This window comes from Pseudomonas sp. GD04015 (genome assembly GCF_029837675.1).
In the GTDB taxonomy this organism is placed as follows: Bacteria; Pseudomonadota; Gammaproteobacteria; order Pseudomonadales; family Pseudomonadaceae; genus Aquipseudomonas; species Aquipseudomonas paralcaligenes.
The window spans coordinates 103607-126884 of the sequence record NZ_JAOEEE010000011.1 but is presented as its reverse complement, the minus strand read 5'-3'; the positions used below and the strand labels follow the sequence as shown (position 1 = coordinate 126884).

General features: G+C 66.6%; 24 protein-coding genes. 10 read left to right on the top strand and 14 right to left on the bottom strand.

The genetic code is table 11. The annotated features are described in order from the left end of the window. Nucleotides 1–23: 23 nt before the first annotated feature. Nucleotides 24–1148 carry a branched-chain amino acid ABC transporter substrate-binding protein gene (locus N7640_RS12305; RefSeq protein ID WP_220816037.1) on the bottom strand — a complete coding sequence of 375 codons (1125 nt, stop codon included), beginning with the start codon at nucleotides 1146–1148 and terminating at the stop codon, nucleotides 24–26. 325 nt (nucleotides 1149–1473) lie between these two features. Here N7640_RS12305 and N7640_RS12300 point away from each other — a divergent pair, with 325 nt between their 5' ends. Together N7640_RS12300 and N7640_RS12295 are read left to right on the top strand one after the other, a co-directional pair. Beyond that, complete coding sequence (locus tag N7640_RS12300; protein ID WP_279904510.1) at nucleotides 1474–1791, top strand: DUF2288 domain-containing protein; 318 nt, start codon at nucleotides 1474–1476, stop codon at nucleotides 1789–1791. A 68-nt stretch (nucleotides 1792–1859) separates the two neighbouring features. Further along, complete coding sequence (locus N7640_RS12295) at nucleotides 1860–2219, top strand: DUF5064 family protein (RefSeq protein ID WP_279904509.1); 360 nt, start codon at nucleotides 1860–1862, stop codon at nucleotides 2217–2219. Between the two features lie 96 nt (nucleotides 2220–2315). Here N7640_RS12295 and N7640_RS12290 read toward each other — a convergent pair whose 3' ends face one another. Further along, the gene (locus N7640_RS12290; RefSeq protein WP_279904508.1) at nucleotides 2316–2936 is read right to left on the bottom strand and encodes a phosphoadenosine phosphosulfate reductase family protein; all 621 of its coding nucleotides are present in this window, start codon (nucleotides 2934–2936) and stop codon (nucleotides 2316–2318) included. Nucleotides 2937–3084: 148 nt separating this feature from the next. On the opposite strand from N7640_RS12290, the gene thrH reads away from it, so the two are divergent. After that, entirely contained in the window at nucleotides 3085–3702 is a 618-nt protein-coding gene (thrH, locus tag N7640_RS12285; RefSeq protein ID WP_279904507.1) for a bifunctional phosphoserine phosphatase/homoserine phosphotransferase ThrH, read from the top strand. Between the two features lie 836 nt (nucleotides 3703–4538). Here thrH and N7640_RS12280 read toward each other — a convergent pair. From N7640_RS12280 to N7640_RS12270, 3 genes are all read right to left on the bottom strand, one after another. Further along, nucleotides 4539–5099, bottom strand: coding sequence for a Smr/MutS family protein (locus tag N7640_RS12280; RefSeq protein ID WP_279904506.1), 561 nt, complete (start codon nucleotides 5097–5099; stop codon nucleotides 4539–4541). Nucleotides 5100–5134: 35 nt separating this feature from the next. Then, a complete protein-coding gene (locus N7640_RS12275; RefSeq protein WP_220816031.1) occupies nucleotides 5135–5464 on the bottom strand; it encodes a hypothetical protein in 330 nt (109 codons plus the stop codon). Nucleotides 5465–5530: 66 nt separating this feature from the next. Next, nucleotides 5531–6124, bottom strand: a complete 594-nt coding sequence (locus N7640_RS12270) for a cysteine hydrolase family protein (protein WP_279904505.1) — start codon at nucleotides 6122–6124, stop codon at nucleotides 5531–5533. Between the two features lie 164 nt (nucleotides 6125–6288). Between N7640_RS12270 and prmB the strand changes: the two genes are divergently transcribed. Beyond that, nucleotides 6289–7203, top strand: coding sequence for a 50S ribosomal protein L3 N(5)-glutamine methyltransferase (gene prmB, locus N7640_RS12265; protein WP_279904504.1), 915 nt, complete (start codon nucleotides 6289–6291; stop codon nucleotides 7201–7203). 38 nt (nucleotides 7204–7241) lie between these two features. On the opposite strand, the gene N7640_RS12260 is transcribed toward prmB, so the two are convergent. After that, entirely contained in the window at nucleotides 7242–8027 is a 786-nt protein-coding gene (locus N7640_RS12260; RefSeq protein ID WP_220816028.1) for a hypothetical protein, read from the bottom strand. Between the two features lie 331 nt (nucleotides 8028–8358). On the opposite strand from N7640_RS12260, the gene aroC reads away from it, so the two are divergent. The 3 genes from aroC to N7640_RS12245 all read left to right on the top strand — a co-directional run bounded on the left by aroC (nucleotide 8359) and on the right by N7640_RS12245 (nucleotide 11264). Beyond that, nucleotides 8359–9450: a chorismate synthase gene (gene aroC, locus N7640_RS12255; protein WP_279904503.1), complete on the top strand. Its 1092-nt coding sequence runs from the start codon at nucleotides 8359–8361 to the stop codon at nucleotides 9448–9450. Continuing rightward, nucleotides 9447–10601, top strand: coding sequence for an MFS transporter (locus N7640_RS12250; RefSeq protein WP_220816026.1), 1155 nt, complete (start codon nucleotides 9447–9449; stop codon nucleotides 10599–10601). Before aroC ends, N7640_RS12250 begins: the two co-directional genes overlap by 4 nt. 132 nt (nucleotides 10602–10733) lie before the next feature. Further along, complete coding sequence (locus N7640_RS12245; protein ID WP_279904502.1) at nucleotides 10734–11264, top strand: acireductone dioxygenase; 531 nt, start codon at nucleotides 10734–10736, stop codon at nucleotides 11262–11264. Nucleotides 11265–11389: 125 nt separating this feature from the next. Here the strand turns inward: N7640_RS12245 and N7640_RS12240 are convergent, their stop codons facing one another. From N7640_RS12240 to N7640_RS12230, 3 genes are all read right to left on the bottom strand, one after another. Then, nucleotides 11390–13855, bottom strand: a complete 2466-nt coding sequence (locus N7640_RS12240; protein WP_279904501.1) for a TonB-dependent siderophore receptor — start codon at nucleotides 13853–13855, stop codon at nucleotides 11390–11392. A gap of 79 nt (nucleotides 13856–13934) precedes the next feature. Further along, the gene (locus tag N7640_RS12235) at nucleotides 13935–14891 is read right to left on the bottom strand and encodes a FecR domain-containing protein (protein WP_279904500.1); all 957 of its coding nucleotides are present in this window, start codon (nucleotides 14889–14891) and stop codon (nucleotides 13935–13937) included. A gap of 2 nt (nucleotides 14892–14893) precedes the next feature. Continuing rightward, on the bottom strand, nucleotides 14894–15418 hold the full coding sequence (locus N7640_RS12230) for a sigma-70 family RNA polymerase sigma factor (protein WP_279904499.1): 525 nt from the start codon (nucleotides 15416–15418) through the stop codon (nucleotides 14894–14896). Between the two features lie 142 nt (nucleotides 15419–15560). Between N7640_RS12230 and N7640_RS12225 the strand changes: the two genes are divergently transcribed. Further along, nucleotides 15561–15788 carry a PLDc N-terminal domain-containing protein gene (locus N7640_RS12225; protein WP_279904498.1) on the top strand — a complete coding sequence of 76 codons (228 nt, stop codon included), beginning with the start codon at nucleotides 15561–15563 and terminating at the stop codon, nucleotides 15786–15788. Between the two features lie 40 nt (nucleotides 15789–15828). On the opposite strand, the gene N7640_RS12220 is transcribed toward N7640_RS12225, so the two are convergent. The 4 genes from N7640_RS12220 to N7640_RS12205 all read right to left on the bottom strand — a co-directional run bounded on the left by N7640_RS12220 (nucleotide 15829) and on the right by N7640_RS12205 (nucleotide 21227). Further along, the gene (locus N7640_RS12220; protein ID WP_279904497.1) at nucleotides 15829–16974 is read right to left on the bottom strand and encodes a catalase family protein; all 1146 of its coding nucleotides are present in this window, start codon (nucleotides 16972–16974) and stop codon (nucleotides 15829–15831) included. An 11-nt stretch (nucleotides 16975–16985) separates the two neighbouring features. After that, nucleotides 16986–18863, bottom strand: coding sequence for a di-heme-cytochrome C peroxidase (locus N7640_RS12215; protein WP_279904496.1), 1878 nt, complete (start codon nucleotides 18861–18863; stop codon nucleotides 16986–16988). Between the two features lie 110 nt (nucleotides 18864–18973). After that, nucleotides 18974–19588, bottom strand: coding sequence for a hypothetical protein (locus N7640_RS12210; protein WP_279904495.1), 615 nt, complete (start codon nucleotides 19586–19588; stop codon nucleotides 18974–18976). A 7-nt stretch (nucleotides 19589–19595) separates the two neighbouring features. Next, a complete protein-coding gene (locus tag N7640_RS12205) occupies nucleotides 19596–21227 on the bottom strand; it encodes a methyl-accepting chemotaxis protein (protein WP_279904494.1) in 1632 nt (543 codons plus the stop codon). A 185-nt stretch (nucleotides 21228–21412) separates the two neighbouring features. Here N7640_RS12205 and N7640_RS12200 point away from each other — a divergent pair, with 185 nt between their 5' ends. Together N7640_RS12200 and N7640_RS12195 are read left to right on the top strand one after the other, a co-directional pair. After that, complete coding sequence (locus N7640_RS12200) at nucleotides 21413–22243, top strand: undecaprenyl-diphosphate phosphatase (protein ID WP_220816017.1); 831 nt, start codon at nucleotides 21413–21415, stop codon at nucleotides 22241–22243. 2 nt (nucleotides 22244–22245) lie between these two features. Beyond that, on the top strand, nucleotides 22246–22929 hold the full coding sequence (locus N7640_RS12195; protein WP_279904493.1) for a DUF1294 domain-containing protein: 684 nt from the start codon (nucleotides 22246–22248) through the stop codon (nucleotides 22927–22929). Here the strand turns inward: N7640_RS12195 and N7640_RS12190 are convergent. Continuing rightward, nucleotides 22926–23264: an MmcQ/YjbR family DNA-binding protein gene (locus N7640_RS12190; protein ID WP_279904534.1), complete on the bottom strand. Its 339-nt coding sequence runs from the start codon at nucleotides 23262–23264 to the stop codon at nucleotides 22926–22928. The two genes, N7640_RS12195 and N7640_RS12190, sit on opposite strands and share 4 nt — an antisense overlap. Nucleotides 23265–23278 lie beyond the last annotated feature (14 nt).

Below are 23278 nucleotides of genomic sequence, written 5' to 3'. Positions count from 1 at the left end.
GGGTTCAGGCGGGAAGCCCCTTCTTAGTGGGCTGCTTCGGTCTTGGTACCGTCCTGGTGCCACTCGTAGACCACGAAGCTGAAGTCCTTCAGGTCCCCCTTCTCATCGAAGCCGAGGGTGCCGGTCGGGGTCTCGAAGGTGTTGGCGCGCAGGGCTTCGGCGACCTTGGCCGGATCGTTCTCGCCGGCTTTCTTGATGCCGTCGGCGATGACCTGCACGGCGGCGTAGGCCGGGAACACGAACGGGCCGCTCGGGTCCTGCTTCTTGGCCTTGAAGGCGTCGACCAGCGGCTGGTTCTTCGGATCCTGGTCGAAGGACCGCGGCAGGGTCACCAGCAGGCCTTCGGAGGCCGGGCCGGCGATGGCGGAGATTTCGGAGTTGCCCACGCCTTCCGGCCCCATGAACTTGACCTTCAGGCCCTTCTCGGAAGCCTGGCGCAGCAGCAGGCCCAGTTCCGGGTGGTAGCCGCCGTAGTAGACGAAGTCGACGTTGGCCTGCTTGAGCTTGGCGATGAGGGCGGAGAAGTCCTTGTCGCCGGCGTTGATGCCTTCGAACAGGGCGACCTTGGTGCCTTTGCCTTCCAGGGTCTGCTTGACCGCGGTGGCGATGCCTTCGCCGTACTGCTGCTTGTCGTGAACGACGGCAACGGCCTTCGGCTTGATGTGGTCGGCGATGAAGTTGCCGGCGGTTGGGCCCTGCAGGCTGTCCAGGCCGATGGTGCGGAAGATCAGCTGGTAGCCGCGAGAGGTGATGTCCGGGCTGGTGGAAGCCGCGGTGATCATCAGAATGCCTTCGTCTTCGTAGATGTCGGACGCCGGCTGAGTGGAGCTGGAGCAGAGGTGGCCAACGACATACTTCACTTCGTCGTTGACGATCTTGTTGGCCACGGCCACGGCCTGTTTCGGATCACAGGCGTCGTCGTACTTCACGCCTTCGAGCAGCGCACCGTTCACGCCGCCGGCCTTGTTGATCTGCTCGATGGCCATCTGGGCTCCGATGAACTGCATCTCGCCATACTGGGCGACGGCACCGGTCACCGGGCCTGCCAGAGCGATCTTGATGGTATCGGCGGCCATCGAATAGCTGGCGGCGCCAGCCAGGGCCATGGCGACGAACAGCTTGGTCACTTGCTTGGTAGCCTGTTTCATAGTGCTCCACTCTTATAGTGTTTTCGTTTTTGTAATCCATGCGGCCAGAAGCTGCTGGACCGGTAGGGGTACCCGGTCATGCTCCCCCGGCAACTGTACCGGCACAGTGTAGAACTCTGTTTTGCGGCTTGGAAAGCGCACATTGGGAAGCCTGAAGGGTGTTTGTCGCTTGTTTGAAATAAACGTACAGAATAACGGCGCGTCTTTTGGTTACTAAGCAGTCCTTCTACAGGAAAGGGAGGTGGAGGGTTCGACTTGCCTGCGAAAAGAGCGGCGCTATGATGGCGGCCGCCCTTCGGTGTGTGCTTTCTACACAGAGCGAGTCATGAAAGAAAAAACTAGCACCCTCTATGCCAAACTACTTGGCGAAACGGCCAGGATTTCCTGGCAGGAACTCCAGCCCTTCTTCGCCAGGGGTCAGCTGCTCTGGGTCGAATCCTCGACGGACCTAGTGGAGGTCGCGCTGGCCGTGGCCGACGACGATAGCGGCAAGGTCGCCGCCTGGCTGCAGGAGGGGCGGGTGGCCAGGGTCGACGAGAGCCACGCCCAGGACTACCTGGCGCGCGATCCCGAGCTGTGGGCCGTGGTGGTATCGCCCTGGGTACTGATCCAGGAGCGCGCCACTGGTGCGACGATGCACTGATCGAGGGCAAGATCGCTTCGCCGAAGCTGGTCTAGAATCAGCTTCCGATCCGCAGGGAGAGAGCCATCATGTTCGAACCGGGCCATCTGCACCGCGCCAGCCTGCCTGGCCAGACCGACTTCGCTGTAGACCTGTTCTACGAGGTGCGCAATGACCCCAGCGAGGGTCAGATGATCCACTTCCGGATGGAAGGGCAGATCGCCGGCAAGGCGTTCAAGGACGAGTTCGAGCTGCACCGCGACACCGCCTTCAACTTCGCCAGCGTGGCCACCCGCATGGCCGCCAAGCACGGCCTGCCCACCAACCATTCGCTGATCATGCGCGGCCACAACGAGTTCGACCGCATGTTCGAGGACATCCGCGACAAGCTGGGCGCCAAGCCGGGCGAGACGGTGGACTTCGATCACCTGGCGAAGGACGGGCTCTGAGCCTCTTCAATAGATGAAGGCTTTCTGAGGGCGATAAGAAAAATGCCGCTCACCGGCGCCCGGTGAACGGCATTCGAGGTGATGCCTTTTATTGCTTCAGTGACTGAGGTGCAGGCCGCACTCGCGGTTTTCCTCGCCCTTGGTCGGGTCGAAGTAGTCGAAGTTGTTCGGCAGGTTGTGCTGCACCAGATACTGGTACAGCTCCTTGGAACTCCAGTGCAGCAGCGGGGCGACCTTGATCAGGCCGTCCGGGTTGATGCTTACCGGGTCCATCTGCGCGCGCACGGCGGTGTCGCTGGCGCGCAGGGCGGTGAACCAGACCTGCGGGGCGGCTTCGCGCAGGGCGCGGGCGAAGGGCTCCAGTTTCACTTCCTCTGTAAAGGCGGCATGGCGCGGATCGTCCAGCGCCGGTACCGGGCCGTCGACGGCTTCGCGGTGGGCGCGCGAGCGCAGCGGCAGGTAAGTCTTGAGGTTCAGGTCGAGCAGCTTGGTCACTTCGTCGGCGAACCTGTAGGTCGCCTCGGTGTTGTAGCCGTTGTCCATCCAGATCACCTGGGTGTCGGGCTTCACCCGGGTGACCATGTGCAGGATGACCGCTTCGAAGGGGCGGAAGTTGGTGGTGCAGATGGCCGTCTTGCCCAGTCCCAGGGCCCATTCCACGAGCTTTTCGGCGTCTTTCCCGAGTTCGGCGTTGATAGTGGCCAGATCGAACGTCATCTGAGCGGTCCTGTGGGCAGTGAATGCGAGGGCGACGATGTTACCAGCCTGTGACGCCCTCAACCACCGGCCCGCCCGGTTTACCGGCGCCTCGCCATGCTGCTAGAGTGCCGGCCCTCGACAGCCCCATCGCATTTAGGAGACGCCCGTGGAAATCGCCTGCCTCGATCTTGAAGGTGTACTGGTTCCGGAAATCTGGATCGCCTTCGCCGAAAAAACCGGCATCGACGCGCTCAAGGCCACCACCCGCGACATTCCCGACTACGACGTGCTGATGAAGCAGCGCCTGCGCATCCTTGATGAGCACGGCCTGAAGCTGCGCGACATCCAGGAGGTGATCGCCGCCCTCAAGCCCCTGGAGGGTGCGGTGGAGTTCGTCGACTGGCTGCGCGAGCGTTTCCAGGTGGTGATCCTGTCCGACACCTTCTACGAGTTCTCCCAGCCGCTGATGCGCCAGCTCGGCTTCCCGACTCTGCTGTGCCACAGGCTGATCACCGACGAGAGCGATCGGGTTGTGGGCTACCAGCTGCGCCAGAAGGACCCGAAGCGCCAGTCGGTGATCGCCTTCAAGAGCCTGTACTACCGCGTGATCGCCGCGGGCGACTCGTACAACGACACCACCATGCTGTCCGAGGCCCATGCCGGCATCCTGTTCCATGCGCCGGACAACGTGATCCGCGAATTCCCGCAATTCCCGGCAGTCCACACCTACGAAGACCTCAAGCGCGAGTTCCTCAAGGCGTCCGATCGCGAGCTGAGCCTGTAACGGTCCGCTGATCGAAAAGGGCCCGCATCGCGGTAATGCCAGTCGGTTAAGGCATTTCCATGGTTGGCGAGCGCCATTGACCTGTGGCTGTGGGAGCGGACTTGTCCGCGAACGGGGTTGATAGCAAGGCTTCGCGGCCAAGGCCGCCCCCACGGGGCAGCCATAAGTGAACAGCATTACCGTATTGCGGGCCTTTTTTCTTTCCGGAGCGTGTTTTGTCCTGTCGTTTCCGGTAGACGCGAGTTTCTGCTCGCGAAGTCTTGTCTGTAGCCATGCGCACGCAGAGGCGTTGCACCTACACACAGGATGTCCTTGATCTGCTGAGGTTTTTATTTGCCTGCCGATAACCTTGCCCGCTCGGGGCAGGGTGTATATAGTCCTGCCCTCGCTGCACCGCTCCCGTTTCCGGGGGCGTGCAGGGCTGCCAACGCAGATGCCCGAGTGGTGAAATTGGTAGACACAGGGGACTTGAATCAATTTGAGCCCTCGGGGGGAAACCCCGGAGGTGAAGCCCGTCAAATTCGGCGAACGCCCTGAGTGCCCCGCATTCGAGCCAACGCCGAGCCAAGCCTGGATCGAACGATTCGGGAAGGTGTAGAGAGCAGACGGCGGGCACCTACGGCCTGTGGCTATGGTGAAGGCGTGCTCCAGACCACGAACAGCGCAAGCTGGCGGCGAAAGTCGAAGTGGTACGAAAATCCCCCGACCTAACCGTCGTGCCGGTTCGACCCCGGCCTCGGGCACCAATCTCCGGCGTCATGGCCTTCCTGGCCGGGCGTCGAACAGAAAAAGAAAAGCCGGCCTTCGTGGCCGGCTTTTTTGTGCACCGCATTTACCTAGAACTCGTCACGCCCTTCCAGCATGGTGCGCTTGAGGAGCACATACACGGCGCCGGTGCCGCCGTGCCTGGGCAGGCAGGAGGTGAAGCCCAGCACCTGCGGGTGCTGGCGCAGCCAGGTGTTGACGTGGCTCTTGATCATCGGTCGCTTGCCGTCGGTACGCACCGCCTTGCCGTGGGTGACGCGCACGCAGCGCACTTCCATGCGGGCGGCTTCGGCGAAGAAGCTCCACAGCGTCTCGCGGGCCTTCTCGACGTTCATGCCGTGCAGGTCCAGGCTGCCTTCGAAGGCGACCTGGCCGGCCTTGAGCTTGCGTATCTGGCCGTCCTGCACGCCGTCGCGGGCCCAGAAGAGTTCGTCCTCGGCACCCACGTCGATGACGAACTGATCGGACAGGCCATCCACCCGGGTCTCGTCGGTCTTGACCGTCGCCGCCTGGCGCAGGGTCTGGAGGCGCTGGCGGTCGGCCTTGGGCTTGCCGGTGTCGGCTCGATCATGGCTGATCGGCTTGACCCCGCGCACGGCGGACTGGAAGAGGGAAAAATCGTCGTCTTGCATGAATGGCCTCCACGGAAGAGACCAGTTTACCGGCTTCAGTCGTGCTTTTTCAGCAGATGCGGCGACAGGCTGAGCTCGTCACCATGGCGCCGACGCAGGCGGCGCCGGCATCGCCGCCAGACGCTGACCCCGCCCCACAGCAGGAACAGGCCGAACAGCAACAGCATGAAGGCCGCGCCCATGCTGTCGTTCAACGGGCCGAGGGCCGTTGGGCGCCCCAGCAGGGTGGCCGCCCCGGCCATGCCGAGCATCACCCCCAGCGCCGCGCACAGGGCCGCGAGCGCGCCGAGGCAGCGCCAGCGCCAACCGCCGGAGCCGCGAGGCCGCAAGCGGCGTGCATCGAAACCATCTTCCGACAACTTCATCCCGATTCTTCCTCCTGACTATCGGCGCTATGACCGGCGCTGTCGGCCCGGGTTCCTGAGGGGCGGTCAGATCAGTGCGCGCACCTGCGGCACGACCATCGCATAGTTGTCGGCCAGGGCCGCCAGCGTCATGCGGTGCAGGGCGCTGGCCGGGATCAGTTCGCCGTCGTAGGGCAGGTCGCGGGTGGCGCAGGCGGCATCCACCAGAGTGCAGCGATAACCATAGTCCTTGGCCGCGCGCACGGTGGTGCTCACGCTGGAATGGGTCATGAAGCCACAGATGATCAGGTCCAGGTGCCCCAGTTGCTGCAGGTGTTCATGCAGCTCCGTGCCGGCGAAGGCGTTGGGCAGGCGCTTCTCCACCACCTGCTCGTCGGGCAGTGGCGCGAGGCCATCGATGAAGTGGCCACGCGGGCCCTGCGGGTCGAGCAGGCCACCGGGAATGCCCAGGTGCCGAACATGCACGACCGGCGCGCCGAGGCTGCGGGCGGCGTTGAGCAGGGTGGAGATTTCCGCGATCGCCGGCTCGATGTCCGGCAACTGCAGGGCGCCGCTGCGGTACTCTTCCTGGGCGTCGATGATCAGCAGGGTGGCCTTGCCGAGAGTGGCCGGGGCATAACCGCGTCCGAGCAGTTGGAACAGGGTTTTCGGATCGGACATGGGAGGGCTCCTTTGGCGGCGATGCGTCTATTCTCTGCTCGCTGGCCCGATCTGTGAACCTTTTGTGCGTTAGCGGGCCGGGCTCGCTGGCCCGAAACCGCCACCGGGCGAGCCATTGCGCGTTGTCCTGCTAGAATCGCGCATCGTTTTCCGAGGTACGAACCGTGTCCCCATCCCGCCTGCGCACCGTGCGCGACCATATCCGCTGGGCCGTCAGCCGTTTCCATGAAGCCGACCTGTTCTTCGGCCACGGCACCGACAATGCCTGGGACGATGCCCGGCAGCTGGTGCTGGGCGCCCTGCATCTGCCGTTCGAGATGGCCGAGGGCTATCTGGACTGCCGTCTGGAAGAGGACGAGCAGCAGCACCTGCTGGCGCTGATCCGCCGGCGCGTCGAGGAGCGCGTGCCGACCGCCTACCTGCTGGGCGAGGCCTGGTTCTGCGGCCTGCCGTTCATCGTCGACGAGCGCGTGCTGGTGCCGCGCTCGCCCATCGCCGAGCTGATCGACCGACGCTTCGAGCCCTGGCTGCCGGCGGAGCCCATGCGCATCCTCGACCTGTGCACAGGCTCTGGCTGCATCGGCATCACCTGCGCCTATGCCTTCCCCGAGGCGGAAGTGGCGCTGGGCGATCTGTCCTTCGAGGCGCTGGAGGTGGCCGGTCACAATATCGAGCGGCATGGCCTGGAGGAGCGGGTCTACACCATTCAGGGCGATGGCTTCGATGGCCTGCCGAAGCAGCGCTTCGACCTGATCGTATCCAACCCGCCCTATGTGGACGCCGAGGATTTCGCCGACATGCCGGCCGAATACCATCACGAGCCGGAGATGGGGCTGGCCTGCGGCGACGATGGCCTGGACCTGGTGCGGCGCATGCTGGCCGAAGCCGCCGATCACCTCACGGAGCAGGGCGTGCTGATCGTCGAGGTCGGCAACAGCCAGGTGCATGTCGAGGCGCTGTACCCGGAGGTGGACTTCACCTGGCTGGAGTTCGAGCAGGGCGGCCATGGCGTGTTCCTGCTGGCCGCCGCCCAGTGCCGCGAGTACCAGAAGCTGTTCCGTTCCCGCCTAGGGAGCTGAAGCCGTAGGGTGCGCCGCGCGCACCGGCACTGTGCGTGCTACCGGGTGGCGATCCAGATCAGTAGCCCCGCCTGGAACAGCGCCAGCGCCACCAGGCAGGCGATGGTGAAGCGCAGGCCGCTGTCCTCGCGCTTGAAGGCGTCGATGCGGCGCTCCAGCTTGCTGATCTTCACCTCCTGCTCGTGCAGGTTCTGGTCGGCCTGCTGCAGCATGGCGGCGCAGTCCAGCAGGTCGATGACCTGCACTTTCTCCCGGTTCCACTCCGGATTGAGCACGCTCACCCGGCTGGCGCCATAGGTCGCCTTGACCTGGGCCAGGTCCTGGTAGGTCACCTCGAAGCCCTGGATGCGCAGGAAATGGTCGCGGCGCAGGCGGGCGTCCTCGTTGAGCACGTCCTTGTTCGGCAGCACGCCGCCCTCGACCGTGTAGCTGCCCCAGCGCTGGCGCGCCCAGGCAATGCCCTGGGCCAGCAGGAAGCGGCCCAGGCCGCGGTTGAGCGGTTCGACCAGCAGGCCCTTGTCGGCGCCGAAGCGCACCTCGCGGGTGCGGTGGTCGGCCCACACTTCCAGCAGGTTCTGTTCGCGGCGCAGGCGCTGGCCCGGTATGTCCACCGACAGGCGCAGCAGGCTCTGCTCGCTGCCCTGGCGCTCGGCACGGCCGAGGCGGACGAAGCGCAGGGGGCGCAGCCCGGTATTGCGGTCCGCCGGCAGCGGCGCCAGGCGCAGCAGCTGGAAATGCTCTGCTTCCAGCCCCTCCCAGGGATGGGGCGGCGGCGGAGCCTGCTCGGCCTGTTCTTCGGTCGGCTGGGCGTCGGTATCGGTCATCACGGCGTCCTTCTGTGCACGTAAAGCCATTATCGGCAACTTTGCCGGCAACTGCAGTCCGCTTGGGTCATTTGCCAGGGTAATCGGATGGGATGGGGCCGCGATTCTGCGCCAATGCCCGTCGTCCCCGCGCAGGCGGGGACCCAGATACACGGTGTCAGCGCCTGGATTCCCGCCTGCGCGGGAATGACGTGGGTTTCCTGCCGACCTTGTCCTATAGAGGGCCTTCCCTGATCGCCCCGGGCCATTTACCCGGCGCAGGTGAACTGGCCGGGCGCCGGGGGTATACTCGCCGACCTTTGTTAGCGGCAGATTTCGCGGAGCGCCCTGCATGTCCGGCAACACCTACGGCAAGCTGTTCACCGTCACCACCGCCGGCGAGAGCCATGGCCCGGCCCTGGTCGCCATCGTCGACGGTTGCCCGCCGGGCATCGAATTGTCCCTGGAAGACCTGCAGCGCGACCTCGACCGCCGCAAGCCGGGCACCAGCCGCCACACCACCCAGCGCCAGGAAGCGGACGAGGTGGAAATCCTCTCCGGGGTGTTCGAGGGCAGGACCACCGGCTGTCCGATCGGCCTGCTGATCCGCAACACCGACCAGAAGTCCAAGGACTACTCGGCGATCAAGGACCTGTTCCGCCCGGCCCACGCCGACTACACCTACCACCACAAGTACGGCATCCGCGACTACCGTGGTGGCGGCCGCAGTTCGGCGCGCGAGACCGCCATGCGCGTCGCCGCCGGCGCCATCGCCAAGAAGGTGCTGGCCGGCCTGGGCATCCGGGTGCGCGGCTACATGAGCCAGCTCGGCCCGATCGAGATCCCGTTCAAGACCTGGGACAGCGTCGAGCAGAACGCCTTCTTCAGCCCCGACCCGGACAAGGTGCCCGAACTGGAGGCCTACATGGACCAGCTGCGCCGCGACCAGGACTCGGTGGGCGCCAGGATCACGGTGGTCGCCGAAGGCGTGATGCCCGGCCTGGGCGAGCCGATCTTCGACCGCCTCGACGCCGACCTGGCCCACGCGCTGATGAGCATCAACGCGGTCAAGGGCGTGGAAATCGGCGCCGGCTTCGCCAGCGTCGCCCAGCGCGGCACCGAGCACCGCGACGAGCTGACCCCGGACGGTTTCCTGAGCAACAATGCCGGCGGCATCCTCGGCGGCATCTCCAGCGGCCAGCCGATCGTCGCCCACCTGGCGCTCAAGCCGACCTCCAGCATCACCACCCCGGGCCGTTCCATCGACGTCGACGGCAATCCGGTCGAGGTGATCACCAAAGGCCGCCATGACCCCTGCGTCGGCATCCGCGCCACGCCGATCGCCGAGGCGATGCTGGCCATCGTGCTGCTCGACCACCTGCTGCGCCATCGCGCGCAGAACGCCGGCGTACGTGTCGACACCCCGGTACTGCCGCAGCTGTGACCGACCAGCCGCTGCCGTACTGGCGGCTGTCCGCGTTCTACTTCTTCTACTTCGCCATGCTGGGCGCCACCGCGCCCTTCCTGCCGCTGTACTTCCAGCACCTGGGCTTCTCGCCGGCGCGCATCGGCGAGCTGGTGGCGATTCCCATGCTGATGCGCTGCCTGGCGCCCAACCTGTGGGGCTGGCTCGGCGACCGCAGCGGCCAGCGCCTGCGCATCGTGCGCTTCGGCGCCTTGTGCACGCTGCTCAGCTTCTGCCTGATCTTCGTCGATCAGGGCTACGCCTGGCTGGCCCTGGTGATGGCGCTGCATGCCTTTTTCTGGCACGCGGTGCTGCCGCAGTTCGAGGTGATCACCCTGGCCCACCTGCAGGAGCAGACGGCGCGCTACTCGCAGATCCGCCTGTGGGGCTCGATCGGTTTCATCGTCGCGGTGATCGGCCTGGGCGAGCTGTTCCAGCGCTTCAGCCCGGGGCTGTTCCCCGCCATGGTGGCGCTGATCCTCGCCGGCATCCTGGTTGGCACCCTGTGGGTGCCCAACGCGGTACCGCAGGCGCGGGCCGGGCAGGGCGGCGAGGGCGGTTTCCTCGCCCAGCTGCTGCGCCCGGGCGTGCCGGCGTTCTTCCTCTGCGTGTGCCTGATGCAGCTGTCCCACGGCCCGTACTACACCTTCCTCACCCTGCACCTCGAACACCTGGGCTACGAGCGCGGCTTCATCGGCCAGATGTGGGCGCTGGGCGTGGTGGCGGAGATCGTGCTGTTCCTGTTCATGGCGCGCATCCTCACCCGCTTCTCGGTGCGCCAGGTGCTGGCGGCCAGCTTCCTGCTGGCCGCGCTGCGCTGGCTGCTGCTGGGCACCCTGGCCGAGCACCTGGCCGTGCTGCTGCTCGCCCAACTGCTGCACGCGGCCACCTTCGGCAGCTTCCACGCCGCCGCCATCCATTTCGTCCAGCGCAGCTTCGGGCCCAACCAGCAGGGCCAGGGCCAGGCCCTGTACGCCGCCCTGGCCGGCACCGGCGGCGCCCTCGGCGCGTTGTACGCCGGCTACAGCTGGGCCGACCTCGGCCCGGCCTGGACCTTCGCCATCGCCAGCTTGGTGGCGCTGGCCGCGGCTCTTATCATTGCCGTCCGTTTGCACGAGCGGCGGGCATGAACCGCGAGCGACTGGCCCGACAGCTCGTCGAGGCCAGGCGCCAGATGCGTGCCTTGTAACGCTGGGGTGCCAGCACGGTGCGCATGGCGCACCCCACGGAACATGAGAGCCCGATTGGGTAGGAGATCGACCATGAGCAGCCTGACCGTCTACCACCAGTCCAGCCCCGAGGTGCCGAACAAGGTGCTGACCCATGTCGAGGACATCGCCGCGACGCTCGCCGAGGTCGGCGTGCGCTTCGAGCGCTGGCAGGCCGACGTGCCGGTCCGGCCGGGCGCCAGCCAGGAGGAGGTGGTCACCGCCTGCCGCCCACAGATCGACAGGCTGATGAGCGAGCGCAGCTACGCCACCGTCGAGGTGGTCAGCCTGAACAAGGACCACCCGCAGAAGGACGAGCTGCGCGCCAGCTTCCTCGACGAGCACCATGGCGAGGGCGAGGCGCGCTTCTTCGTCACCGGACGCGGCCTGTTCACCCTGCACATCGACGACTACGTGTACGCCGTGCTGTGCGAGAAGCACGACCTGATCTCGGTGCCGGCCGGTACCCGCCACTGGTTCGACATGGGTGAGTTCCCGCACCTTGTGGCGATCCGCCTGTTCGACAATCCGGCCCAGGTCACCGGCGACGAGATCGCCAGTCGCTTCCCCCGGCTGGAAGACTGAGGCGGGCGCACGCCGCGCCCACGCCTCTCCATCTATGCCTCCGGTTCCGCTCAGGTACGGAAGCCGATCACCGGCTGTTTCGAGACGGTACCCCGCACCCCGCTGTTCCCGTCCACCCTGCGACCTCAGTACTCCCAGCGCAGGGTGGCACTCAGGCTGCGCGGCTCGCCATACAGGTCGCTGTAGACGCTGGTACTGGCGTAGTACTCCTTGTCGAACAGGTTGTTGACGTTGAGCGTGCCGGTGAAGTGCTCGTCGAAGCGGTAGCGCGCCAGCAGGTCGACGATGGCGTAGCTGCCCTGCGTGGCTTCCAGCGTGGTGCCGGGGATGACCTCGGTGTTGCCGTAGCTGGTTTCACTCTCCCAGCGCACACCGCCACCGAGGGTCAGGCGGTTCAATTCGCCCTGCAGGTTGTAGGTGGTGAACAGCTTGACGCTGTTGCGCGGGAAGCCGACGTTGACGTCCACACCCTGCGGGTAATAGGTGTTCACGTGGCTGTAACCGGCCTGCATCTGCCAGCCGGGGAGCAGTTCGCCGGTGACCTCCAGCTCCACGCCGCGCACCTTGAGATCGGCGGCCCGTACCGCTTCCTCGCCATTGTCGAAGTAGAAGCCGGTGCCGACCGGGTAGTTGCCGACCTTGGACTCGAACAGCGCGCCGCTGACGTTGAGGCGGCCGTCGTAGTACTCGCCCTTGGCCCCGATCTCATAGCTGTCACCCTCGGTCGGATCGAGGAAGGCGCCTTCCGGGGTCTTGCTCGATTGCGGCTTGAAGATGCTGGTGTAGCTGGCATAGACCGAGTGGTGCCGATCCAGGTCGTAGACCAGGCCGGCGTAGGGCGTGATCTCGCCATTCTCCTGTTTCTTGCCGTCACCGGGTGCGTAGTCGGTCGGGTCGCCGTAGTAGATCTGCGACTGCTCGACCTTGTAGTAGCTGACCCGCGCGCCGAGAAGCAGCGAGAGATCGTCGGTCGGCCTGAAGCGTGCCGAGGTGTAGCCGGCGTACTGGCGCTGGGCGTACTCGATGTCGCCCAGGCGATCCAGCGGCGGCTTTTCGATGTCGCCGTGCCAGTCGTGGACGTTGGGAATCGCCGGGTCCCAGCCGCTGCCGCTGTAGTCGTACCACAGCGGATAGGCCCCGGTGTTGCTGCGGTACTTGTTCGCACTGACGCCCACCACCAGTTCGTGCTCGCGACCGAACAGGCTGAACGGGCCGGTGGCATAGGCATCGACCGAGTTCTGCTCCGGCCTGCTCGGCCATTTGGCCATGAACAGGCCGCTGCCCGCGCCGGTCTGCGGGTCGGGGTAGCCGTAGCTGCTGAACCAGCCGTACTCGACGTCGTTGTCGTCGCGCATGTTGGTGTAGGCCACCCTGGCCAGCCAGTCGTTGTCGAAGCGGTGTTCGTAGGTGGCGAAGATCGAGGTGCGCTGGCGGTCCGCATAGCTCCAGTCCGCCGCCGAGTTGAACGAGCGCTTGAAGTCGGTGCGCTCGCCGTTGCTGTAGAACGCCGGGAAGCCGAAGTAGGCGCAGGCGTCGCAGTTGCGCACCTGGTAGTCGATGCCGAGGCTGATGGTGTCGCGTTCGCTCAGGTCCGCCTCGATGACCCCGTAGGCGACCTGGCGCTCGGTGCTGAGGCGATCGATGAACGAGTGGGCGGTCTGGTAGGCGCCCACCAGGCGGCCACGCACGTTGCCGGTTTCGCTCAGCGGGCCGGACACGTCGAACTCGGTGCGGTAGTTGTCCCAGGAGCCGACGGTGCCCTGGATCGAGGCCTGGACTTCGCGGGTCGGGCGCTTGCGCACCATGTTGATGGTGGCCGACGGATTGCCGGTGCCGCTGAGCAGGCCGGTGGCACCGCGCACGATCTCGACCCGGTCGTAGACCGCCAGATCGTTGGACTGGCTGCTCATCGACGGCTCGAAGATGGTCGGGATGCCGTCGACCTGGAAGGTCTCGATCTTCATGCCGCGGGAGAAGATGCCGACTTCCTCGTCGGAGGAGGTGCTCTTCTTCTTGTAGAGAACGCCCGGCGCCTCGGCCAGCACGTCTTCGAGGCTGTTCATGTCCTGGTCGCGGATGCGCTGACTGGTGATCACGCTGACCGATTGCGGGGTTTCGCGGATGGACAGCGGCAGCTTGGTGGCGGTCGCCGTCGCACCGGTGGTGTAGGCGCCGGTGCCTTCGGTGGTCGCGCCCAGCACCCGTCCGGTCACGCTGGTCGGGGCCAGTTCCAGCGAGCTGTCGCCTTGCGGTACGGCGCGCAGCACGTAGCCGCTGCCGCTGCGCTGGGCCATGAAGCCGCTGCCTTGCAGCAGGTGGGCAAAGCCCTCGTCGATGCCGTAGCTGCCCTGCAATCCCTGGCTGCCTAGGCCGCTGACGTTCTGCTCCTGGAATACCAGGGCGACGCCTGCCTGCTGGGCGAAACGGTTGAGGGTGGTGCCCAGCGGGCCGGCGGGGATGTCGTAGTGGCGGTTGGCGACGTCCTGGGCCATCGCCGGCATGGCGGGCAGGACACAGGCGAAGCTGGCGCAGGCCAGCTGGAGGGCGAGGGCAACTGGCACCCGGCGGGGGCGCGAGGACTTCATGGTCATGTCGGAGGAGCTTCCTGTTGTCGTATTGGCTCCTTCCTTGACGGACCGCTCGAACAATGCGGAACCAGCCGAAGATCTTTCAGCGGCGCTCGACCAGCAGCAGCCAGGGTGTGACCCGCCGTACCTGGATCGGCAGGGCCTCGCCGATCAGTTGCAGAGCGCGCTCGCTGTCGTCGAGCGGCAGGACCGCGGAGATGCGCAGGTCCGCCAGTTCCTCGGCGTCGTAGTGCAGATAGCCTCGACGCTGACGGGCCAGCTGGTCGAGCACCAGGCCCAGCGGCTGGTCCTGCACCACCAGCTGGTGGTTGCGCCAGGCGTCCTCGACCACGGCGCTATCGATGTCGGCCAGCGGCTCGACCCGATCCGGCAGAATGCGCGCCTGTTGTCCCGCCTCGACCCGGGTGGCGGCGGGGCTGCGGCTGCCGTGGGCGGCCACTCGTGACTCGAGCATGAGCAGCAGGGTCGAGTCTCCTTCTCTGCGAACCACGAAGCGCGTCCCGAGGGCGCGGATCTCGCCTTGCTCGGTAGCGACGATGAAGGGGCGCACGGCGTCATGGGCCACCTCCACCAGCACTTCGCCGCGCAACAGATGGATACGCCGCTGCTCGGCGTCGAAGCGGACGTCCATGGCGCTGTTGCCGCCCAGGGTGACGCGCGACTGATCGCTGAGCACCTGGCTGCGCCACTGTCCCCGGGCAGTGTCGTGATCGGCCATCAGGTGGCCTGTCTCGATGCTGCGCCACACAAGCGCTCCGGGCAGGAGCAGTGCCAGTATCAGCAGCAGGGCATTGGTGCCGCGCTTCCCGCGTGGCGGGCGGCGGCTGGCGAAGGCCGCGTTCAGGGCCGCGTGGGCCGGCGCACCTTGGTCGCGCAGCCCCTGCAGTTGGCCGACGAATCTGCGCATGCGCTCCACGGCTTCGGCATGGCGCGGATCGGCCTCGCACCAGGCCTCGAAGCGGGCGCGCTCCCGATCGTCGGTCTCGCTTTCGTCGAGGCGCAGCAGCCAGTCGGCAGCCTGTTCGTGGATGGAGCTCATCTTCAGATATCCAGCGCGCGGCTGCAGTGGGCCAGGGCCTGGGTCAGGTACTTGCGCACCATGCGCTCGGAAATTCCCTGGCGATGGGCGATCTCGGCCTGGTTGCAGCCTTCCAGGAAATACAGGAGGAATATCTGGTGGGCCTTGGCGCTCAGGCCCTGGAGCACGAAGGCGATCTGCTCCAGCGCCTCGAGGGTCTCGTGAATCTGCTCCGGCGAACGAAACCCCGCTTCGGCCAGCGCTTCGGCGGTCAACGCCAGCTCGCGCAGGTAGGCCTCTTCCAGCTGGCGCCGACGGCTGCGGTCGATGATCAGGCGCTTGGCCGTGGTGGCCAGATAGGCCCTCGGTTCGCGCATGGCGGTCAGCGCATCGCGCGAGGCCATGATGCGCACGAAGGTGTCCTGCGCCATGTCGGCCGCGTTGTGCGCGCAGCCCAGCTTGCGCCGCAGCCAGATGAACAGCCAGCCGTGGTGATCGCTGTACAGCCTGTGGAGTGCCTGCTGGAGCGGCGGTGCGTCTGCGGACATCGACGACTATCCCTGTGGCGCAGATCGCGCGGCATCAGATAAGAATCATTCGCATGCTATCCGGGCCGACCGAGCCTCCGCAAGCCGGGCGATGGAACCTGGCGCGAGAAAACCTCTTCCTAGTGAGAAAGAGACTGGGAGAGTGACCGTGGCTGCAATGGTGATGGATCTGCCGGACTGGCTGTTCTACGGCGTACCCGCGCTGCTTTATCTGCTGCTGACCGCCTGGGCGTTGTGGCATGTGCTGGGCAGCGCCAGCCGGCGCCCGCAGAAGGTGCTCTGGGTGGCGCTGCTGGTGCTGTTCCCGCTGCTCGGGCTGTTCAACTGGCTGATCATGGGGCCGCGCCGGGCGCGGGGTTTTCCGCGCTGATTGCCGGGGCGCCTTGCACCCCAGTGGACAGCAAGGTGTTCTAGTGCGCCTGCGGGGCGTCGTTGCGTTGGTGGCGGTAGACGCTGACGGCCTCGTACACCGCCTTGCGCAGGCGGTTGATGCCGCCGATGGGGCGGTGCTCCGGCAGCGCGTGCCAGGGGTTGAAGGAGAGGTTGTCGCAGAACAGGTTCTGTTCGCGGGTATCGAAGTCCTGGGCCGGCACGCGGAGGGTCGCCACCGTCTCGAAGGGCGAAATCTTCTCGCTCCATTCCACGCTGGTGTCCTCGATGGGCATGTAGTAGTCGGGGTTCTGGCGCTGCACCTGCAGGGCGAAGCAGGCCGGCACCCGGTCCAGTGACAGTTGCTGGTACAGCGCGTTGCGCAGGAAGTTGGGCAGCGCGGTGTTCTGCGCCGGCAGCTCGTAGGCCGGGCAGCGCTCCGGATCGGGTACGACCCGGTACTTGATGTTGTGCGGGCCGAGCTTGAACGGCGCGATGGAGTTGTAGGTGGCGGCCACAGGGCTGTCCGGCGCGGGAGCCAGGGTCTTCAGGGCGATCAGCATGTGGCGGATTTCCCAGGTGCGTGGGTCCCAGCTGGGGAAGAAGGCCAGCACCTTCTGGCCGGAGGCCTGGGCGGCGAAGTTCTGCTTGTACTCGGCCACGTCGCGGACGAAGAACACCGAGTTGTTGAACATCACGAAGTCCTGGTTGCCGGCCGTGGCCTTGCTGCTGAGCAGCTTCTCGCCGGGCACGTCGAGCAGCTTGATGGCCATGCCGCGGGCATCCCGGGCGCTGTCGAACTGCGGGTAGGCGTTGCCGTTGGACAGGCGCATCCAGGCCTGCCAGGTCTTGCCCGGATCGGCCAGCACGCCGTGGCGCAGTTCCGGCGCCAGGCCCGGCAGCACCGTCATCTCCGCCTTCACGCAGCCGTGGGCCTTGGCGTGGGCGTCGCGCAGCACGCGGGTGTTGTCGCGGTGCTGTTCGACGATGCGCACGGCGTCCTCGATGATGCCCTGGGTCAGGGCCGCCTCGTCCTTGGGAATCTGCTCCTCGGCCGGGACCGGACCGGAGAACTTCCAGGCGTAGTAGGCGCTACCCAGGCCCCAGCCGAGGGCGCCGACCACCAGCAGGATGAGCAGTACGCGGCCGAGCAGGCGGCCGAGCCAGAGCCAGAAACGTTTCAGCATGGCGGTGTTCCTCAATAACTCTGGCAGTTGGGGCCGGGCGCCCAGGGGCGGCTTTCGACGGGCACGAGCCGGCTTTCCAGGCGCTCGTCGCCCATCACCTTGAGGTATTCGATCAGGGCGTAGCGCTCCTGCGGTTCGAGGTAGCGCCCGATCACGCCCTCGTTGCGGCAGCCGTCGCGGAATTCGTGGCCGCGGTTGCCGTTGCCGGTGACACGGGTGTCGAACAGGAAGCCGCCTTTGAACTCGCCGGTGAGGAAGCCGGCACGCTGGGGGTCGTACTCGAAGTTGCCGACCCAGAAGCGGGTGTCGCGCTCGACCACCGGCGACAGCAGCTGGAACAGGTTGGGCACCGAGCCGTTGTGCAGGAAGGGCGGGGTGGCCCAGATGCCGTCGAGCGGGCGCGCCTTGTAGCCGCGGATTTCCTGCACGCCGATGGCCAGGTCGTAGCCGTCCATGCGGCCGCGTTCGGGCTGCTCGATACCGGCGTCGCGGTAGGCGCGGTTCTCGACGTAGGCGGTGACGTAGGCCAGGCCCTTGGCGCTGGAGATGCTGGCGAAGTCCACCTGCTCCAGGCTGGAGCCGAACAGCTTGACGTCGAGCCGGGCCAGCTCGTCCTTGCGCCAGCTCAGCCGGCGGATGTCGAAGCGGTGGTCGGCGATGTTGTCGGCGGTGGTCGGGTCGGTGCCGATGATGCGGGTCGGCACGATGCGCATGTGCCACTCCGGGTCGCGCTCCGGTGCCAGGCGGCGGTCCGGCGGCACCGGGTTGGGGGCGTGGCAGTAGGCGCAGTTCTCGGCGAACAGGGCGCGGCCCTGGCTCGCCAGCGCCAGGTCCACCTTGCCGAGGATGGCTTCCGGCCAGGTCGGCGGTTTCAGGTGCTTGAGGGTTTCCTCCAGGGTGTAGAGGTCGTGCAGGCGCACGCTGGAGGGGTAGCGTTCGTTCTCCGGCAACTGGCCGCCGTTCTCGCCGAACAGGTGCAGGGTGGCGCCCACGCCGAGGGCCTCGCCGATGTTGCGGGCCATCGGCTGCATGGCCGAGCCGTTCCACTGCACCCAGTCGAACTTCCAGATGTCCCACAGCTGCGGATAGCTGACCGGCGCGTTGGCCACGCGGTAGTTGGACGGGTCGATGGCGTCGCCGAACACGCCGTTGGCGATACGGCCGAAGGCGTCGGTGCGGCCGAAGCCTTCCTCGGTCGGGTAGAGACCGCGATGCCAGTCGTTGTAGGCGGTGCCGAGCAGGCGGTCGAGCACGGCCTTGAAGTCCGCGCGCAGCTGCCGCCGGGCGGCATCGTCGTGCTCGCCCAGCACGCTCCGGGCGAAGCGCTCGAACTTGATCGGGTTGTAGTAGGTGAAGGCCATGCTCATGCCCAGCGCCTGGCCGAAGCCGCCGCCCTTGAGGGTGGGCACGGTGGACGCCAGGGAGTGCAGGGCGGCGCCGCCGTCGATGCGCACGGCCTGGCCCTTGTAGCGCAGCTCGCCGGTGTGGCAGGCGGCACAGGTGATGTCGAGGTAGTGGATGCCTGTCTCGTCGTCCGGGTGGCGGGCGAAGCCCACCGGCAGGTTGCCCGGGTTCAGCTCGCTGGCCTGCTGCCGCGGGTCGGTGAGGAAGCCGAAGCGGGCCAGGTAGTCCGGGCTGGCGAACTTGTCGCGGGAGAAGGGCAGTTCCAGGGCGGTGAACCAGTCGTAGCGCAGGCCCTTCACCGTGGTGCCCTGCGGCGTGTAGTAGTAGGTCTGGCGGGCCTGTTCGTCCCACTGGTCGAGGTAGTGCACCTGCTGCGGCTCGTCGAACACCGGGATGTTGGGGCGGGCGACGTAGTAGAGGACGACGGCGAGGGCACCGAGCGCCAGCAGGAGGATGAACAGCAGAGCACGGCGTATCAGGCGCATGACATCAACATCCTTGTGGTTATTTCTTGTGGGGTACGTTATGCCAATCCGCAAGGCCCCTGGCAAGTCGCCATTACTCTTGTCTGTCGTTCGGCTGCGCCGCGCGTGCTTCAGCAGCCCAGGCTGTCGGCCTGGCGGTAGAGCATCAGCAGCTTGCGGGTGATGGTCTGCTGGATGTCGTCGCGCTCGAACGACGACAGCCGGGTGAGCCGCTGCACCTGCAGGCGATGCAGGTGGATGTAGGGCATCTTCTGGTCGAACTCGCGCAGGTCGCCCTTCATCAGGATGGGCAGGAAGACGTCGTTGACCTTCTTCTGGTTGCTGATGATCTGCGCCAGGGCCTGTTTGAACGGCATGGTCCTGGGCGCCGGGCGGCCGTCCCCGGTCTGGGTGGTCAGCAGCAGGCCGGGCTTGCCCAGTACCACGCCGGGCAGCACGCAGAGCCCGGTCTTGCGCACGGCCACGGGCTCGATGCCGTGCAGGGTGTCGTGGAAGGCGTAGGGATTGGGCAGCACCACCATCTTGCGCCCGTAGTCCGAGGGGAAGTGCAGGTCGTAGTTGGTGTACAGCTGGCGGGTGGACTCGGAGTACACGCACAGGCGGTTCTCGAACAGCCTGATGAAGCGCTCGGCCAGCTCGCGGCGGGCGATGCTGTCCAGGTCCCAGACCAGGTCCTGGTTCTGCGGCTGGCCGAGATCGACCTCCTGATGCTCCATGCCGCTCATCGTCACCTCATACCCGGAACTGGCCCAGCAGGCGGTTCAGTCGCTCGGCGAGCTGGCCGAGGTGACCGCTGGCCTCGCTGAACTGCTCGGCCGCCAGCGCGTTCTCGTGAGCCAGGCTGGCGGCCTGGGTCACGTTCTGATTGATGTCGTCCACCACGTGGGACTGCTGCAGGGTGGCACTGGCGATGGAGGCATTCAAGCCCGTCAGGTTGCGCAGGGAGGCGGCGATCTGGTCGAGGCTCTCGCCGGCCTGGCGGGCCTGCTCGACCGTCTGCCGAGAGGCCTGGCTGCTGGCGTCGATGACCTTCACCGCGGCCTCGGAGTTGCCCTGCAGGCGCTCGATCATGCCGTGGATCTCAGCGGTGGACTGTTGGGTGCGCTGGGCCAGCATGCGCACCTCGTCGGCCACCACGGCGAAGCCGCGGCCCTGTTCGCCGGCCCGCGCCGCCTCGATGGCCGCGTTCAGCGCCAGCAGGTTGGTCTGCTCGGCGATGGAGCGGATCACCTCCAGCACGCTGCCGATCTGGGTACTTTCCTGGGCCAGGTCCTGGATCACCTGCACGGCCCGGGCGATGGTCTCGGACAGCTGGTCGATCTGGCGCAGGCTGCCGTCGATGTTCTGCTGGCCCTGCAGCGCCTGCTGTTCCGCCTGGCGCACCTCGCCGGCGGCGTGTTCGGCGTTCTTCGCCACGTCCTGCACGGCATAGGACACCTGGTTGACGGCGGTGGCGACCAGTTCCATCTGCTGCGACTGCTGCTGGCTGTACTGGCGGGCGTTGGCGGAAATCCCGCCGAGGGAGTGCGAGGCCTCGTTGAGGCTGCCGGCGGCCTGCAGCGACTCGCCGATCACTCCGCGCAGCTTGCCGGTGAAGGCGTTGAAGTGGCCGCCCAGGGCGGTCAGTTCGTCGCGGCCGTGGTTGTCCAGGCTGCGCGTGAGGTCGGCGTCGCCGCTGGCGATGCTGGCCATGGCGTCGACCGCTTCGTCCAGCGGGCGGGCGATGCTGCGCGCGATCAGCGTGACCAGGCCGGCCAGCAGCAGGGCGATCACGCCCAGGATGCCGAGCGCGCGCAGGGCCTGGGCGCGGAACTCGGCCTGCACGTCGTCGACGTAGACGCCGGTGCCGAGTATCCAGCCCCAGGGCTGGAACAGCTCGATGTAAGAAATCTTCGGCACCGGCTCCTCGGAGCCCGGCTTGTTCCAGCGGTAGTCGACCTGGCCGGCGCCGCTCTGCCTGGCGATGGCGACCATCTCGTTGAACAGGAACTTGCCGTCCGGGTCCTTCAGGTCGCCGAGCTGGCGGCCTTCCAGCTTGGGGTTGGTCGGGTGCATGACCATGGTCGGGGTCATGTCGTTGATCCAGAAGTAGTCGTCCTGGTCGTAGCGCAGGCCGCGGATGATCTCCATCGCCTGCCGCTGCGCCTCCTCCCGGGCCAGGCCGCCGCTCTCCAGGCCCTGGTAGTGCTTGAGCACGCCGATGGCGCTTTCCACCAGATGCCGGGTCTGCTGCGCCTTGGCCTGGTACAGGCCGGTGTGGATCTGCTGCAGCATCAGTCCGGTGAGGAGCAGCAGCATGACGATGGACGACAGCAGGATCAGCCACAGGCGGCGGCTGATGGGAAGGGTGCGCAGGCTGCTCATGAGGGGTGGCTCCGGGTCAGTTCTTGTAATAGCCAACAGCCAGTCTAGGCGCTGCGCCATCCGCCGTTGGCAAGGAGGCGCGCAGAGGTGCCTATCTGGTAGGATGCCCGCCGTTTTCCGTCTGCGACCAGGCGTCTATTCCGTTATCGGCCGCTTCTCTGAGGCGGCCAGTGCCGAGGTATTTCATGGATTTGTGGACAGCCCTGCAGGTAGTGATCCTGGGCATCGTCGAGGGCCTGACCGAGTTCCTGCCGATCTCCAGCACCGGCCACCAGATCGTCGTCGCCGACCTGCTCGGCTTCGGCGGCGAGCGGGCGATGGCCTTCAACATCATCATCCAGCTCGGCGCCATCCTGGCGGTGATGTGGGAGTACCGCCGCAAGATCCTCATCACCGTGTTCAACGTGCCGCGGCAGCGACAGGCCCAGCGCTTCACCGCCAACCTGCTGATCGCCTTCCTGCCGGCGGTGGTCATCGGCGTGGCCTTCGCCGACCTGATCCACGAGTACCTGTTCAACGCCGTCACCGTGGCCGTCGCGCTGGTGGTCGGTGGCGTGGTGATGCTCTGGGCCGAGCGCCGCCAGCACGAGATCACCGTCGAGGAGGTGGACGACATGACCTGGAAGGAAGCCCTGAAGATCGGCTTCGCCCAGTGCCTGGCGATGATCCCGGGCACCTCGCGCTCGGCCTCCACCATCATCGGCGGCCTGCTGTTCGGCCTGTCGCGTCGCGCCGCCACCGAGTTCTCGTTCTTCCTGGCGATGCCGACCATGGTCGGCGCGGCCGTGTATTCCGGCTACAAGTACCGCGACCTGTTCCAGCCCGGCGACCTGCCGGTGTTCGCCCTGGGCTTCGTGGTGTCCTTCATCTTCGCCATGATCGCCGTGCGCGGCCTGCTCAAGTTCATCGCCAACCACAGCTACGCGCTGTTTGCCTGGTACCGCATCGCCTTCGGCCTGCTGATCCTGGCCACCTGGCAGTTCCACCTGATCGACTGGAGCAGCGCCCAGGGCTGAGCATGGAACGACAAGGCATCCTGAAGAGCTGGAACGACGACAAGGGCTTCGGCTTCATCCTGCCTGACGGTGGCGGCGAGCAGCTGTTCGTGCACATCTCCGCGGTGCGCGGGGAGCGGCGCCTTCAGGCCGGCGATGCGGTGGCCTACGTCGCCGGGCGCGACGAGCAGGGCCGGCCGCGAGCCCAGCACATGCGCCACCTGGCGCTCAGCCTGGATCGCCCGGCCATTCGCCGCAAACCGGGCCAGGGCACGCCGAAAGCCGCCAGGAACCCGCGCCAGCCCGGCCCGGATTCACCGGCCATCCGCAACCTGCAGGCCAAGCTGCTGGTGCTGGCGGCGCTGTGCGCGCTGCCGGCCTGGGGCGCCCTGGCGCTGCTGGAACGCGGTGTGGTCTGGGTGGCGCTGGCCTATCCGCTGGTCAGCCTGTTCAGCTTCGGCCAGTACTGGCTGGACAAGCAGTCCGCGCAGAAGGGGCGCTGGCGCACGCCGGAGAACAGCCTGCACATCGCCGAGCTGGCGGGCGGCTGGCCCGGCGCCCTGGTGGCCCAGCAGGTGTTCCGCCACAAGACGCGCAAGGCGTCCTTCCAGCTGGTGTTCTGGGCGATAGTCGCGTTGCACCAGGCCTTCTGGATCGACCAGCTGGCGCTGGGCGGGCGTTACCTGGGCCATCTGCTGCCGCTCTAGTCGAGCAGCAGCCCCGCCTGGCGAACCTTCGGCAGCTTGCGCACCACCAGCTGGTGGGAGCGGGTCAGCAGCTCACGCATCTCGTCATCACCCAGCGGGTAGGGCTCGTTCATGCTGACCCAGTAGGCCCGGGCCAGATAGGGGGCAGGGCGGATGCCCGGCCGGTCGACCATGCCGAGGAACAGCTCCGGCGCCACCTTGAAGGCCAGGCCCCCGCTGAGCAGGGCGAACATCTTGTTGCCGGCCACCGAGAACACCCGGGCGCCGCCCCATTTGTAGTCCTCGCGCGCGCCTGGCAGCTGCAGGCAGAATGCGGCGATCTGCTCCGGGGTCATCATGGTTCCTGCCT

Bases quoted from the DNA above. Each gene is read 5' to 3' on its own strand.
- N7640_RS12215 (WP_279904496.1), bottom strand. From the start codon at position 18,863: ATGCGCCTGATACGCCGTGCTCTGCTGTTCATCCTCCTGCTGGCGCTC.
- N7640_RS12190 (WP_279904534.1), bottom strand. From the start codon at position 23,264: ATGACCCCGGAGCAGATCGCCGCATTCTGCCTGCAGCTGCCAGGCGCG.
- N7640_RS12240 (WP_279904501.1), bottom strand. From the start codon at position 13,855: ATGACCATGAAGTCCTCGCGCCCCCGCCGGGTGCCAGTTGCCCTCGCC.
- N7640_RS12275 (WP_220816031.1), bottom strand. From the start codon at position 5,464: ATGAAGTTGTCGGAAGATGGTTTCGATGCACGCCGCTTGCGGCCTCGC.
- N7640_RS12260 (WP_220816028.1), bottom strand. From the start codon at position 8,027: ATGACCGATACCGACGCCCAGCCGACCGAAGAACAGGCCGAGCAGGCT.
- aroC (WP_279904503.1), top strand. From the start codon at position 8,359: ATGTCCGGCAACACCTACGGCAAGCTGTTCACCGTCACCACCGCCGGC.
- N7640_RS12230 (WP_279904499.1), bottom strand. From the start codon at position 15,418: ATGTCCGCAGACGCACCGCCGCTCCAGCAGGCACTCCACAGGCTGTAC.
- N7640_RS12205 (WP_279904494.1), bottom strand. From the start codon at position 21,227: ATGAGCAGCCTGCGCACCCTTCCCATCAGCCGCCGCCTGTGGCTGATC.
- N7640_RS12220 (WP_279904497.1), bottom strand. From the start codon at position 16,974: ATGCTGAAACGTTTCTGGCTCTGGCTCGGCCGCCTGCTCGGCCGCGTA.
- N7640_RS12235 (WP_279904500.1), bottom strand. From the start codon at position 14,891: ATGAGCTCCATCCACGAACAGGCTGCCGACTGGCTGCTGCGCCTCGAC.
- N7640_RS12200 (WP_220816017.1), top strand. From the start codon at position 21,413: ATGGATTTGTGGACAGCCCTGCAGGTAGTGATCCTGGGCATCGTCGAG.
- N7640_RS12290 (WP_279904508.1), bottom strand. From the start codon at position 2,936: ATGACGTTCGATCTGGCCACTATCAACGCCGAACTCGGGAAAGACGCC.
- N7640_RS12280 (WP_279904506.1), bottom strand. From the start codon at position 5,099: ATGCAAGACGACGATTTTTCCCTCTTCCAGTCCGCCGTGCGCGGGGTC.
- N7640_RS12245 (WP_279904502.1), top strand. From the start codon at position 10,734: ATGAGCAGCCTGACCGTCTACCACCAGTCCAGCCCCGAGGTGCCGAAC.
- N7640_RS12195 (WP_279904493.1), top strand. From the start codon at position 22,246: ATGGAACGACAAGGCATCCTGAAGAGCTGGAACGACGACAAGGGCTTC.
- N7640_RS12270 (WP_279904505.1), bottom strand. From the start codon at position 6,124: ATGTCCGATCCGAAAACCCTGTTCCAACTGCTCGGACGCGGTTATGCC.
- N7640_RS12305 (WP_220816037.1), bottom strand. From the start codon at position 1,148: ATGAAACAGGCTACCAAGCAAGTGACCAAGCTGTTCGTCGCCATGGCC.
- N7640_RS12210 (WP_279904495.1), bottom strand. From the start codon at position 19,588: ATGAGCGGCATGGAGCATCAGGAGGTCGATCTCGGCCAGCCGCAGAAC.
- N7640_RS12295 (WP_279904509.1), top strand. From the start codon at position 1,860: ATGTTCGAACCGGGCCATCTGCACCGCGCCAGCCTGCCTGGCCAGACC.
- N7640_RS12300 (WP_279904510.1), top strand. From the start codon at position 1,474: ATGAAAGAAAAAACTAGCACCCTCTATGCCAAACTACTTGGCGAAACG.